We start from the raw sequence: 12,452 nt of genomic DNA on the forward strand, positions 1-12,452 counted from the left end.
TTGTTCCGAATACATGAAAAACGGGCGGCTCCTCGAGCAGCCCGTTTGTTGTTTCTAGCCCCGATTACGATGGGCCTTTGCAGAAGCCGTCCTTAGAGGACGCCGGTCATGATGCCGAGGCCGGCAAGCGCCATGGCACTGCCGCCGAGCCGCGTTGCGACATGGGACTTGGCCCCGACGCGTGCAAGGGCGAGACCTAGTGCGATGCCGGCGACATGCAGCAATGCGGTTGCACCCATGAAGCCGAGCGCGTATTGGACACCGGACGCATCCATCGGCATTTCAGCGCCGTGGGCATGGCCGTGGAAGACAGCGAAGAGGCTGACGACGCCCATTGCAACGGCGGTCGGCGGGTTCCAGCGAAGCGCGACCGCAAGGCCAAGTACGATTACAGACGCCGCGATGCCGATCTCGACAAACGGCACGGCGATGCCTTCGATCCCCAGGATGCCGCCCGCGGCCATCATCAGCACGAAGCTTGCCGGGACGAGCCAGAGGGCGCGACCGCCGAGAATGGAGGCGAATGTGCCGACGGCGACCATGGCGAGGATATGGTCCAGGCCGCCGACCGGGTGCATGAAGCCGTGTGCCAGGCCGCCTGCCGCGCCGACGCCGGTGTGAGCATGGGCTACGGCCGGTAGCGCTACGGCAGCCAATGCCAGCAGACCGCTTTTGATTGCTGCTTTCATCTTTCAGTTCCCTTGATGTTGCGAACGATTTTGCAGATGCCAACCGCTCGGTACCTGTGCGGATCTCATTGGGGCGAACCTGCTACGTTGAAAATCAACCATCTACGCACGAAAGTAAATTTTAATCTCTTTACGTGCGCGTTAAGTTTTTTTATGCTCCCCGCATGAAAAATATCACGTTTCGGCAGTTGAAGTCGATACGAGCGATCGAGGTGCACGGCAAGATCGTCGGCGCTGCGAAAGCGCTCGGATTGACCGCTCCGGCCGTCACCTTGCAGTTGAAGCAGATCGAGGCGGAAGCCGGCGTGCAGCTGTTCGAGCGCATGGCCCATGGGATGTTTCCGACGGAAGCCGGGCACGCGGTTCTGGCCGCCGCACGCGACATCGAAGATCGGCTTTCATTGCTGGAAACAGAGCTCGACGCCTTCAAGGGTGTGAAGCGCGGGCACATCGCCGTTGGGGCGGTCTCGACGGTCAAGTACTTCGCAAAACCGATGGTCGCCGCCTTTTCGAGCGCCTATCCCGACATCGACCTCGAGCTTTTCATCGACCGCCGCGCTGAAACGGTCGAGCGCTTGAAGAATAGAACGATCGACGTCGCGCTGCTCGGGCGCCCGCCGCGGGAATTCTCGGTGCGCGCGGCGGTTTTCGGGGAGCATTCGCTGGTCGTCGTCAGCGCGCCCAATCATCCGCTTGCCAAGCGGCAGGCTATCTCGAAGGCGGAAATTGCGCGTGAGCATTTCTTCCTGCGCAGCCCGGACTCCGCCACACGCAACTTCTTTGACCGGTTCATGAGCGAAATTCCCGGAAGGGCCGATGGCCCCAACACGGAGATGGAATCGATCGAGGATATCAAACGGGCGGTGATGGCGGATACCAGCGTCGCCTTTCTTGCGGCGCACAGCGTCGCCGCCGAGGTTCAGGCCGGCGAACTGACGATCCTCGATGTCGTCGGTCTGCCGATCCGCCGGCAATGGTTTGCTGTCAGCCGGACCGATCGTGCCATGACGCCGGTCATTGCCGCCTTCGAGGACTTTCTCGCGACCCAGGGGAAGGAATTCCTGCCGGACCTCTTGGCCGCGGAGGATGCGGCCCCCTGATCGTTGGGGACCGCTTGCTCGCTGCTTATCGCCTACACCAGCCAGCAATTGGAAGTTTTATAGCGACCCTTGCGGGTCTGATTAGACGCGCGGCGCTGCATTGCGCGACTCTTCCGTCTTGCGGAGGAATTCGATCACGCGCGCGTTGGTGGCGGCGGATGTTTGCTCAGAGACGGGAACGTCCCAATATTGCGATCCGGGGATGCATTCCTGGAGGTACCGCGCGGCCGATGTCGCGTGGGAAGCGTCCGCCCCGGGGATGATCAGGGTCGGGATATTCAGGCGCAACAGGTCCTCCGGTTCGGCACCGGGCGAGGTGTCTCTATCGAGCAGCGTTCTCGGCATGCTCGCGAGGATCGCCTTGTAGTGATCGACGTTCTGCCGGACATAACGCTCCGTGAACTCCGGATCGTGCCTGAGAACCGAGACCCAGGGCCCGCCGCGAGGATCGGCGCCAAAGGCCTTGTTGCTCTCTTTCGCCAGTGCGACGACCGCCTCCAGTCCGTTCTGGTGGACGAAAGCCAGGTGCTCGGCGAAGCGCTGATGGCCCGCAATGCGGTAACGCGCGCCGCCGACCGGCCAGAAGAGCACTATGCCGAGCACGGATTGGGGAAGCTCGGCCGCAAAGGCGGCGACGACGCTGCAGCCCATGCAGCCGCCCATCAGATAGGCCTTGTCGATACCGAGATGGTCGAGCAGGCCCTTGCCCTGTCTGACGTAGTCCGACCAGGTCACCCGCTCGACGCGGCCGCCGGACTGGCCGGTCTCGCGCCGGTCGAAAGTGATGCAGGTAAAATGCTGAGGCAGTTGTTCCAGGAACTGGATCTCGGCATAGATGCCCTGCGTCCGCCATTTCTCGATAGTCGCATCGAAACCTCCGGGCGAATACATCAGCAGCGGTGGGCCCGAGCCCAGTACCTCGTAGCGTGTCGCGATGCCGTCGATCGTTGTTATTGCCATGTTCATTCCTCCTCGAAACGGCGCATCATACTTTTCAAAGCCGCTTGGCATACGCGAGCCTCCGGACCGTGCCTTGGAAGGCACGGTGACGCGTCGGACCAAGCGGCTCCTGAACGTGTTGCGCCCGGCAGGGCGCATCAAACGCCTTCGCAGCCGAGCTTCTTCAGGCTTTCATCCACCCAGAGCTTCGGGTCGAGCTTGCCGGCGAGCGTGTTCGCTAGCGTTTTCGCTTCCGCTTCATTCTTGGCTTTTGCCTGGGCGTAGACTTCCTCGACCTGGTCGAACGGTATGCAGACGAGGCCGTCGTCATCGCCGAGCATCAGATCGCCCGGTTCGATGATCATTCCGCCAAGGGAGATCGGAACGTTGATCTCGCCCGGTCCATCCTTGTAGGGGCCTCGATGGGTGATGCCGGCGGCGAAGACCGGGAAGGTATTGGTCTTGATCCAGCCGTAGTCCCTGACGGCGCCATTGATCACGACGCCCGTGACCCCGATCGCCCTTGCGTGGGAGAGCATGAGCTCGCCGACGAGAGCGTTGGTGAGATCGCCGCCCGCATCGACCACGATGACGTCGCCGGGGCCGGCCATCAGCAGCGCCTTGTGAATCATCAGATTATCGCCCGGCCGCGTCTTCACTGTGAAGGCCGCGCCGGCAAGCACGCTAGAGGCGTGGAGCGGCCTGAGGGCCGCCCCGCCCGCCGTCATGCGGGACATGACGTCGCTGACGTTGGCTACCGGCAAGTCGAGAAACTTTTCGACCATTGCCGCACTGACGCGCCGTCGGCGCTCAACGATCCTGAATCCGAGTGTCATCTGCCTGTTCCTCCCTTGATCGCCACGGCTCACATCCACGGCATCAGCGATGCGTGAATGACGTCCGGCACGCCCTGTCCGCCGACGGACTTGATTGCCAGGTCGGCGTCCTTGAGGCCGAAGCGGTGCGTGGTGATCTTCTCGAGCGGGAAGCGGTTCGATGCGATCTGCTCGAGCGCCAGTTCGCAGGCGAGATAGCTGTGACCGCGTGCACTCTTGATGGTGATCGCCTTCGTCGTCACCTTCTCGAGCGGAAAATTCGGGAACTCCTTCATCTCGCCCTGCACGAGGATCGTGCCGGCCTTGCGCTTCAGTGCCTCGACACCGAGGAGGATCGGGATCGTGCCGGCGCCGGCCGTGCAGTCCAGCGAGATGTCGACGCCCTTGCCGCCGGTGATCTCCATGATGCGTTGAAGCGGATCCTCCTTCTGCACGTCGATGACGTAGTCAGCGCCAAGGGTCTTCGCGACCTCGAGGCGGGCGGCGTCCTTGGAGGTCCCCGTAACGATGATCAGCGATGCGCCTGCCTGCTTGCAGACAACTGTCTGCGACAGACCCTGCTGGCCCGGCCCTTGAATGAGGACGGTGGAGTTGTAGCCGACGCCTGCGTCGAAGAGCGACCACTCCACACCGTTCGCCATCGGCGTGACGAGACCAGCGAGTTCCGGCGTCACGCCCTTCGGCACGCGGTGGACGACAGCGTTCCACGGCAGGTAGACATATTGCGCAAAACCGCCCCACAGATGCGGTGCGCGCTCGGCCGAGGTATAGCCGTAACGGATGCCATCCGGATTGTTGCGCCAGTCGGTGTTTTCGCAATGGCGATACTGTCCCTGGTGACACCATTGGCACTTGCCGCACATGACGTAGTGCTCGACGAACACAAGGTCGCCTTCCTTGAAGCCCTTGCGACGGGTGAACTCGCGGCCGGCCTTGGCGATATAGCCGATGTTCTCGTGGCCCATGATGGTGGGCGCATTATTGGGCGGGCTCTTGAAGAGCTTCACGTCCGTGCCGCAGATGCCGGCCACTTCCATCTTCAGGAGTGCCGCATCCTCCGGGATGTCGGGCATGGGGAATTCCCGCATCTCCATTTTGCCCGGACCGGTGCGGACCGCCGCGAGGACCTGTTCCGTCATATCTTTGTTCCTTTCGAGTACTGTCGATCCGGCCGGATGCATGGCATGGCGTTCCGGTCCGGCTGGTTTTTCCGAATTCGTTTTTGACAGGCGCGACCGCGGCGCCCTATGTAGAGAGGGATCGCCCCAGGCCTTGGCGCCGGCGCGACTGGTTCAAAATCATGCTGAAGACCGCTGCTTCGAAACCCGAACATCTCGCCGCCATCCGCCAGGTGAAGGCCTGGACGCGCGAGCGCTTCGCGCTTCCCGACGATGTCGCGATCATGGTGTCGGAGATCGCCTGCGGCCTGCCGGGATGCCCGCCGCTCGAAACGGTGGTCGCCTTCTGGACGGCGCCCGACCGGCGCCACCAGTTCAAGGTTTTCAAACGTGCCGTCGAAGTTCGGGAGGACGACCTGCCGCCGTTCTGGATGAAGAACGCGATCATCTCGGACGACGACGGGTCCTGCTGCTGAAGCGACCGAGCTTTGGGCCAGCGGACAGCGGTCGATGATGGGTGAGACGCCTCCCATGACGTGTCACGCTGCCCGCGAAGGCCGCCCGCGCTTTGCGAGCTGGGCATCGAGCCGCGGATAGACGCGGCGGGCGTTGCCTTCGAAGATCTTGTAGCGGCTGTCCTCGTCGAGCGCTTCAAGCTGGTCGATGTAGCGTTTCGTGTCGTCGTAGTGATGGCCGGTTTCCGGATCGATGCCCTTGACCGCGCCGAGCATCTCGGACGCAAAGAGAATGTTGTCGACCGGGATGACCTTGGCCATCAGCTCGATGCCCGGATAGTGATAGACGCAGGTGTCGAAAAAGACGTTGTTCAGAAGGTGCTCCGAGAGGAGCGGTTTCTTCATCTCCTGGGCAAGCCCGCGATAGCGCCCCCAATGGAACGGCACCGCGCCGCCTCCGTGCGGAATGACGAACTTCAGCGTCGGGAAATCCTTGAAGAGATCGCCCTGGATCAACTGCATGAAGGCGGTGGTATCGCCGTTGATGTAATGCGCGCCGGTGTGGTGGAAACACGGATTGCACGACGATGTGACATGGATCATCGCCGGTACCTCGAGCTCGCAGAGCTTCTCGTAAAGAGGGTACCACTGCCGGTCGGTGAGCGGCGGATCGGTCCAGTAGCCGCCCGACGGATCGGGATTGAGATTGACGCCGACGAAACCGAGTTCGTTGACGATGCGCTCAAGCTCGGGAATGCAGTTCTTTGGTGGCGCACCGGGATGCTGCGGCAATTGCCCGACGGCGGCGAAATTGTCGGGCAGCAGGCTGCAGATCCGATAGATCAGGTCGTTCGACATCGCCGACCATTGCTTGCTGATGGCTTCGGTTCCGACGTGGTGGGCCATGCCGGCGGCGCGCGGCGAGAAGATCGTCAGGTCGCTTCCGCGCTCCTTCTGGAACTTGAGCTGCGGTTCGACCGATTTCAGCAGCACCTCGTCGGTGATCCCGAGGTCCGACGTGAGCGGGCGGCGCATCGGGTCTGCAAGGCCGGCGAGCTGCTTGTCCCTGAACTGGTGGAGCGCCTGCGGCTCCGTCGTGTAGTGTCCGTGAATGTCGATGATCATGGCGGCATCCTTATGCTGCTAAGGGCGAGGGCGGAGTTTGTCCGCCACGTCCTCAAGCCTCAAATCGAAGGGAAAAGTTCATCCACGTCATAGACGCGGGGCGTGATCTGCTGCTCGGCCGAATAGGCAAAGGCGAGTTGCAGCGATCGGCGGTTTTCCTCCAGCCCGTAAGGCGGAGGCGGTGCCGCGCCGTCGGCTTCGGCGACGCGCCGCGCCTCGTCGAACAACTCCATCAACTCGCCGGCGAGCCACGGGTGCTCTTCCGTCAGCGCAGTCTTGACCGTCAGCACGTGGTTGATCGGAACGATGCCGGTTGCGGCAATCCAGTCCTTCGCAGCCTTCTCGGCATCGGGGATGGCACTGCGGATCCCTGCCGGATCGACCTCGCGTTCACCCATGATCGCGGAAAGCTCGCCTGCAAGCATCAGCGGTCGCAGGGCCATCTCCGATTGATTGCGTACCGCGATGGCCGGGTCGTCGTATTCGCTCAAATGCGCATCCTCCATGGTGACCCAGGTGATGCTGTTGAGGTCGACGCCGTATTCATGCTGCAGGATGCCGCGGACCCAGACGCCGGAGGTCTGCGCATAGGCGCGCACGCCGACCTTTGTGTTTTCCAGGTCACGCGGCCCTTCGACCTTCGATTCGACGGGACAGACGAGGTTGGTATGCGGCAGCCGGCTCCAGAGCGGCACAGCAAGGCCGGTGATCGGCTTCCCGTAGTGATGCGCCAGGAGATGCGTGACGATCGCCATTTCCGAAAGATCGAGGTCGCCGCCGCGCACCATCGTGCGGAAGGCCTTGGGCAGCGGGTCGAATTCCTGGAACTCGAGCGTTACCCGGCTCGATCGCACCCTGCCATCCTTCAGAGGCTTGACGTGGTCGTGTTTGCCGACGGCGGTCCGCAAAACCAGTGGTTCGGCCATTTGCGTTCTTACCCCCTCAATTAGCGTTCCTTTATGCGGAACGATGTTCTGATTTAAGTATCATACTGTGAATCACCCTCGGGTCAATCGCGCCCCAGTAGATTTTTATCTTTCATCAGGTTCGGGGGTGATGCAGCGGCAGCCAATCCGGACGACGCACGGCCTCGACCGCGGCCGGTGAGGCCGCCGCACGCGAAACGCACGGGCTTTCGATAGGATCAGGCCATTCCGGCGAGGCTCAGCAGAAAATAGCTGACGCCGACAAATCCAAGGAGAGGATAGGGGCCGGTCTTCGTCGTCATCAAGACCGCAATCGCGCCAAGGGACGTTGCCATTTCGAGCGGCGTGAACCTGGCCGACTGGGCGACCGCGAAAACGCCGGCGAAAATCAGGCCGACAGCGACGGGCGCGAGCCCCTTTTCCGCGGCAATCGCCCAGGCGGAGCGACGATGGCGCTGCCAATAGCTGCCCAGGATGCAGAGCAGGATGGACGAGGGAATGAATATCGCGAGTGTCGCGAGGACCGCCCCCAACAGGCCGTTGACCTCCCACCCGATCAGCGCCACGATCAAAGTGCCGGGGCCAGGGGCTGCGCGCGAAATGGCGTAAAGATCGGTAAACTGCGGGCCGCTCAGCAGATGCAGGACATCGACGGTCTCATGCTGGAGGCTCGCCACGATCGTCTGGCCACCACCGAAGGAAACCAGGGACAGCGGGATGCAGAGGAGAATCAGATTGAGCAGCTTGTCGTCAATCACGTGATTTCTCCCGTTCGATCCAGAATGTTGCGGCAACACTGACGGGAATGCTGCCCGCGACGACGGCGACGAGTGGCCAGCGCAAAACGCCAACCATCAGGAAGACGGCCAGCGCCATAAGTATAGGCAGTGCATTTGCTTTGAGTCGGCGGGCGGTTTTGATCCCCATTGTCAATGAAGAGGCGATGCCAACACAGGCGAGCCCCCGCAGCACCGCCTGCGCCTCGGGATGGGACCTCAGCTGCTGATAGATGAAGCTCATAGCTAGGATCACCGCGAAGGCAGGCAGCACCATGCCGAAGAGCGCGATGCAGGCACCGGCAACGCCACGCAATTTGAGGCCGATATAGACGGCGAGGTTGACCGGATTGGCGCCCGGCATGACCTGGGCCACCGTCAATGTCTTGAGGAACTCGTCGTCGGTCAACCAGCCGCGCCGTTCGACGATCTCGCGATGGGTCCAGCCGGCCATGCCGCCTCCGAAAGAGGAGGCGCCGAGCCGCAGAAACGAAGCGAGCAGCGCAAGAGAGGTCACATTCTCGTCCCTCTCCATGCCGATGTCGCCGACAGGTTTGTCCATTGGTACTCCGATAGCCGCAAGCTCCCCTCGGCAGTCCGAAGCCGTGGGGAGAGCAATTGAATAGAGGTGCGATTGGCGCGGCGCGCTTGCCCTGCGCGCCTGTGAGCATCGGCATGCTAGTGGCGTAAGCCGCGGAAAGTCCATGCCATTTCGTCTTAGCTGCGTAGTAAGAAAAATTTATCGGTGCGATCCGTGTGTGCAAAACATGTCGGCCGAATGGTCCCGTTAAGCCTGGCTCGCCTGGACCGCGTCACAACCAAAGAGACGGCGGGATGGCCGGTCCAATGCGAATTATTACTTTCTAAACAAAGGAAATAACCGTGATATCAAAAGCATAAACGTATGGTTGCGCGTGCCTGCCGCGGAAACCTTGATCGCCGTTCCAAATTCTGTCCGCGCGAAAACTGTTGGACTAAGCATAATTTTTTGCTTTGGACAAAGGTCACAGCGATGGCACTAATGAAACCACGCGACAGGCAGGGGGCCAGCGCGAATGATGGCAATCGCCCTGTCTGCAGGAGGAGTTCGCAAGTGATTGCCCGATGGAGCCGCGATCTGATCGGCGGGAACTCCATTCTACGGGAGGATTGGAACCAGAAATGATCGAGACTATGTTCGGGGCGCTCTTTAATCTTGTGAGCACCCCCCACACCATGGGTCTCATGCTGATCGCGGTCGTCTTTGGACTGCTCGTCGGCGTGACGCCCGGCATCGGAGGCAAGCTCTCCATCGCCATGGCGATTCCCTTCGTCTATGGCATGGACATGGTGGCAGGCGCTGTTTTCCTGTTGACCATGCACGCCGTCAACGGCACCAGCGGCCAGATATCGAGCATCATGTTCGGCATCCCAGGCGATGGTGATGATGCGGCAACCACGCTTGACGGCTATCCACTCGCCAAGCAGGGACAGGCGGCGCGCGCGCTCGGTGCCAGTATTACCGCCTCCGGTGTCGGCGGCATCATCGGTGCGGTCGTTTTCGCGATCATGATTCCGGTGCTGGAACCGGTCATCCTGATGTTCAGCCCCGCCGAGTTCTTCCTGATTGCCCTTCTCGGCATCAGTTTCATCGCCTTCCTGGCGAGCGGCAGCAAGATCGTCAAAGGCCTGATCGTCGGCTTCTACGGTCTCATGCTGTCGACGATCGGCATGGATCCGATCACTGGTACGCCGCGCTATGCCGGCGACATGCTTTTCCTGTGGGACGGCGTCAGCCTCGTCACCGCGGTGCTCGCCATGTTCGCCGTACCGGAAATGCTTGCTCTTGCCACCAAGGGTGGTTCGATCTCGGCCGTGCCGATGGACAAGGCCTTCTCCTATAGGCAGCTGTTTTCAGGCGTCATGGAGGTCCCGCGTCACTGGTGGCTCGTGGTCCGCACCTCGGTCATCGGCTCCGTCATCGGGATGGTTCCCGGTCTCGGCGGCTCGACTGCGGCATGGCTCTGCTATGGCCATGCGGTGCAAAGCTCGAAGACGCCGGAGCGCTTTGGCAAGGGCGCGATCGAGGGCGTCATCGCCCCGGAGACCGCGAGCAACGGCAAGGAAGGCGGCTCGCTGCTACCGACCCTCTTCTTCGGCATCCCGGGCAGTTCCGGCATGGCCGTGCTGCTTGGCGCCTTCCTCATCCTGGGCATCCAGCCCGGCGCGATGATGGTCACCAAGCATCTCGATCTGGTCTGGACGCTGATCTGGGCGCTGGTCGTGGGCAACCTCATTGCCGTCGCCATGCTGCTCGTCGTCTGTCGTTGGCTCGCGGTTCTGACCTTCGTCAATGGTCGCATGCTGGCGCCCTTCATCCTCGTCTTCGTGACGATAGGCTGCTTCGTCAGCGATGTGCAGTGGCAGAACCTCGTGGTCCTCGTGCTCTTCAGCGCGATCGGCTACGGCTTCCAGCGGGCCGGCTGGCCGCGCTCGCCCTTCGTCATCGGCCTCGTTCTCGGCGGCCAGGCGGAAGCGTCGCTGCACCAGGCGCTTCAGTTGTGGGGTTACTCCTTCTTCCTGCGCCCGATGTCGCTGGTCCTGATCGGCATGATCGTCGCGCTGATGGTCTACGCCTTCTACCGCAATTTCCGGCCCGGCAATCGCCAGCCTAGCGTGGAGATCAACACGTGAAGAATCTTTCCTTCAGCACATGGCTCACCATCGTCATGCTCGCCTTCTTCGTCGTCATGGTGGCCCTCTCGATGGAATTTCCAGCTAAGGCGCGCTTCATGCCCCTGATCGTCGGTCTGCCGGCTATCGCACTCTGCCTCGTCCAACTCGGCATCGATTTGATGCCGTCCTCGAAGAGCGCATACCACGGTGCACCCCGCGCCGGTCTGGCACAACAGGCCGGTCTGGAGCCGGAGCTGCCGGAGTTCGGGCCGCACACGGTCTCGCAGGAGATCCTGATGTGGATCTATTTCGTGGCCTTTGTCGCCGGGATCCTCACCGTCGGGTTTTATGTGAGCGTGCCCGTGTTGCTGTTGACCTTCCTCCGTCGGGAAGCCGAGGCCTCGTGGCGGTTCGCCTTCTCGTTGGCGGCAGCAGCGACGCTGGTGCTCTACCTGATGTTCGGCGCACTCCTGCACATCCAGCTCCATCCCGGCTTCGTAACACCCTGGCTGGTGCAAATAATCGGGATCGGGGCAGCCTGATCAGGATCCGCGAGGAGGCGGTTCGAAAAAATGCGCGCCTTGCGGGGCGCGCGCCCAAAAAGAAACACCAAACGCACTGCAAGGATGGATTCACGTTGGCAGCGCCGCCGTGAGCGGGGTTGGTTTGCCGCTTGCAGACATTATCGGAAACCGGGTGTCCGCAAGAGCGGGCAGCTTACGCCGCAAGGCAAAGGGAGGAATTAATGGGAATTCAAACACTTCGCATCGCGGTATCGGGTGCCGCGATCCTGTCGGCACTGTGGCCCGGTCTCGGCTTGGCCGAGGACGGCGTCGAGTTCTTCAACGGCAAGACCGTCAACTACATCGTCGCGACGGCGCCCGGTGGCGTTTACGACACCAACGGACGTCTTGTTGCGCAATACATGCAGAAATACCTGCCAGGCTCGACCTTCGTCGTGCAGAACATGCCTGGAGCCGGCCATCTGCTGGGCACGAACTACATCTATGCCTCCGAACCAGACGGTCTGACCTTCGGCACCTTCAACACCGGGCTCCTCTACGGTCAGCTCAGCGGCGACCAGAACATCAAGTTCGACCTGACGAAGATGTCCTGGATCGGAAAGGTTGCATCCGACCCGCGCATCATTCTCGTCACCAAGGAATCCGGGATCGAAAGCTACGAACAGCTGAAAGCGCTGAAGGAGCCGGTCAAATTCGCTACCGCCGGAAAGGGAAGCGCCTCGATGATCGAGGCGACGATGTTCGTCAAGGCGCTCAAACTGCCGATCCAGGTGGTTTCGGGCTATAACGGCAACGAGGACCAGCTCGCGATGATGCGCGGCGAGGTCCAGGGCGTGATCGGATCCCGGTCGGAATTTCAGCAGTTCGTCGATGAGGGCAAGGGGCGTTTCATCGCGCAAGTCGGCGGCACCGAAACGGACGTACCGCAACTCTCTTCGATGGTCGACGACGCCACGGCAAAGCAAGTCGTCGGCCTGATCGAGTCGCAGAGCGGGATCTCGCGGCTTTCCGCCGGCCCGGCCGGGATCCCGGAGGAGCGCCTGAAGGCCCTTCGCGACGCCTATAAGGCTGCTACGACCGACCCGGAATTCGTCGAGAAAGCGCGTGCACTCGGCCTTCCCGTCGATCCGGCAGTCGGCGACGAGGTCGGAACGCGGGTCGAGAAGGCTTTGGACCAGGCTCCGGAGGTCATCAACGTATTGAAAGAGGCGCTCAGCGAAGGCTGATGCGCACCAGATCACAATGACTTTGGGTCGAATCGACCCAAAGTCATAAAACGTGATCGATTCTAATAAGTTAGAGCGGGATG

General features: G+C 61.7%; 13 protein-coding genes. 5 read left to right on the plus strand and 8 right to left on the minus strand.

The window, feature by feature from the left end; genetic code table 11:
• Positions 1-92: 92 nt before the first annotated feature.
• Positions 93-689, minus strand: a complete 597-nt coding sequence (locus tag QN222_RS09000) for a HupE/UreJ family protein (protein ID WP_283961453.1) — start codon at positions 687-689, stop codon at positions 93-95.
• A gap of 164 nt (positions 690-853) precedes the next feature.
• Here QN222_RS09000 and QN222_RS09005 point away from each other — a divergent pair, with 164 nt between their 5' ends.
• Positions 854-1,789, plus strand: coding sequence for a LysR family transcriptional regulator (locus tag QN222_RS09005; RefSeq protein WP_283961452.1), 936 nt, complete (start codon positions 854-856; stop codon positions 1,787-1,789).
• 81 nt (positions 1,790-1,870) lie between these two features.
• On the opposite strand, the gene QN222_RS09010 is transcribed toward QN222_RS09005, so the two are convergent.
• The 3 genes from QN222_RS09010 to QN222_RS09020 all read right to left on the minus strand — a co-directional run bounded on the left by QN222_RS09010 (position 1,871) and on the right by QN222_RS09020 (position 4,703).
• Positions 1,871-2,749 (minus strand): alpha/beta hydrolase, encoded by an 879-nt coding sequence (locus QN222_RS09010; RefSeq protein WP_283961451.1) that lies wholly within the window; start codon positions 2,747-2,749, stop codon positions 1,871-1,873.
• A 137-nt stretch (positions 2,750-2,886) separates the two neighbouring features.
• On the minus strand, positions 2,887-3,564 hold the full coding sequence (locus QN222_RS09015) for an RraA family protein (RefSeq protein WP_283961450.1): 678 nt from the start codon (positions 3,562-3,564) through the stop codon (positions 2,887-2,889).
• 29 nt (positions 3,565-3,593) lie between these two features.
• Positions 3,594-4,703, minus strand: coding sequence for a zinc-binding dehydrogenase (locus QN222_RS09020; RefSeq protein ID WP_180942466.1), 1,110 nt, complete (start codon positions 4,701-4,703; stop codon positions 3,594-3,596).
• A 161-nt stretch (positions 4,704-4,864) separates the two neighbouring features.
• On the opposite strand from QN222_RS09020, the gene QN222_RS09025 reads away from it, so the two are divergent.
• On the plus strand, positions 4,865-5,158 hold the full coding sequence (locus QN222_RS09025; protein WP_284005373.1) for a hypothetical protein: 294 nt from the start codon (positions 4,865-4,867) through the stop codon (positions 5,156-5,158).
• Between the two features lie 63 nt (positions 5,159-5,221).
• Here QN222_RS09025 and QN222_RS09030 read toward each other — a convergent pair whose 3' ends face one another.
• The 4 genes from QN222_RS09030 to QN222_RS09045 all read right to left on the minus strand — a co-directional run bounded on the left by QN222_RS09030 (position 5,222) and on the right by QN222_RS09045 (position 8,526).
• Positions 5,222-6,262 carry an amidohydrolase family protein gene (locus QN222_RS09030; protein WP_283964940.1) on the minus strand — a complete coding sequence of 347 codons (1,041 nt, stop codon included), beginning with the start codon at positions 6,260-6,262 and terminating at the stop codon, positions 5,222-5,224.
• A 59-nt stretch (positions 6,263-6,321) separates the two neighbouring features.
• Entirely contained in the window at positions 6,322-7,188 is an 867-nt protein-coding gene (locus QN222_RS09035; protein ID WP_283964941.1) for a phosphate ABC transporter substrate-binding protein, read from the minus strand.
• 218 nt (positions 7,189-7,406) lie between these two features.
• The gene (locus tag QN222_RS09040) at positions 7,407-7,946 is read right to left on the minus strand and encodes a chromate transporter (protein WP_283964942.1); all 540 of its coding nucleotides are present in this window, start codon (positions 7,944-7,946) and stop codon (positions 7,407-7,409) included.
• Positions 7,939-8,526, minus strand: coding sequence for a chromate transporter (locus QN222_RS09045; protein WP_283964943.1), 588 nt, complete (start codon positions 8,524-8,526; stop codon positions 7,939-7,941). The genes QN222_RS09040 and QN222_RS09045 overlap by 8 nt, the downstream gene beginning before the upstream one ends.
• 599 nt (positions 8,527-9,125) lie before the next feature.
• Here QN222_RS09045 and QN222_RS09050 point away from each other — a divergent pair.
• From QN222_RS09050 to QN222_RS09060, 3 genes are all read left to right on the plus strand, one after another.
• The gene (locus QN222_RS09050; protein WP_283964944.1) at positions 9,126-10,637 is read left to right on the plus strand and encodes a tripartite tricarboxylate transporter permease; all 1,512 of its coding nucleotides are present in this window, start codon (positions 9,126-9,128) and stop codon (positions 10,635-10,637) included.
• Positions 10,634-11,161, plus strand: a complete 528-nt coding sequence (locus tag QN222_RS09055; RefSeq protein ID WP_283964945.1) for a tripartite tricarboxylate transporter TctB family protein — start codon at positions 10,634-10,636, stop codon at positions 11,159-11,161. The genes QN222_RS09050 and QN222_RS09055 overlap by 4 nt, the downstream gene beginning before the upstream one ends.
• A gap of 203 nt (positions 11,162-11,364) precedes the next feature.
• Complete coding sequence (locus tag QN222_RS09060) at positions 11,365-12,369, plus strand: tripartite tricarboxylate transporter substrate binding protein (protein WP_283964946.1); 1,005 nt, start codon at positions 11,365-11,367, stop codon at positions 12,367-12,369.
• The last annotated feature ends 83 nt before the right edge of the window (positions 12,370-12,452 follow it).

Source organism: Sinorhizobium sp. 6-70 (genome assembly GCF_030124375.1).
In the GTDB taxonomy this organism is placed as follows: Bacteria; Pseudomonadota; Alphaproteobacteria; order Rhizobiales; family Rhizobiaceae; genus Sinorhizobium.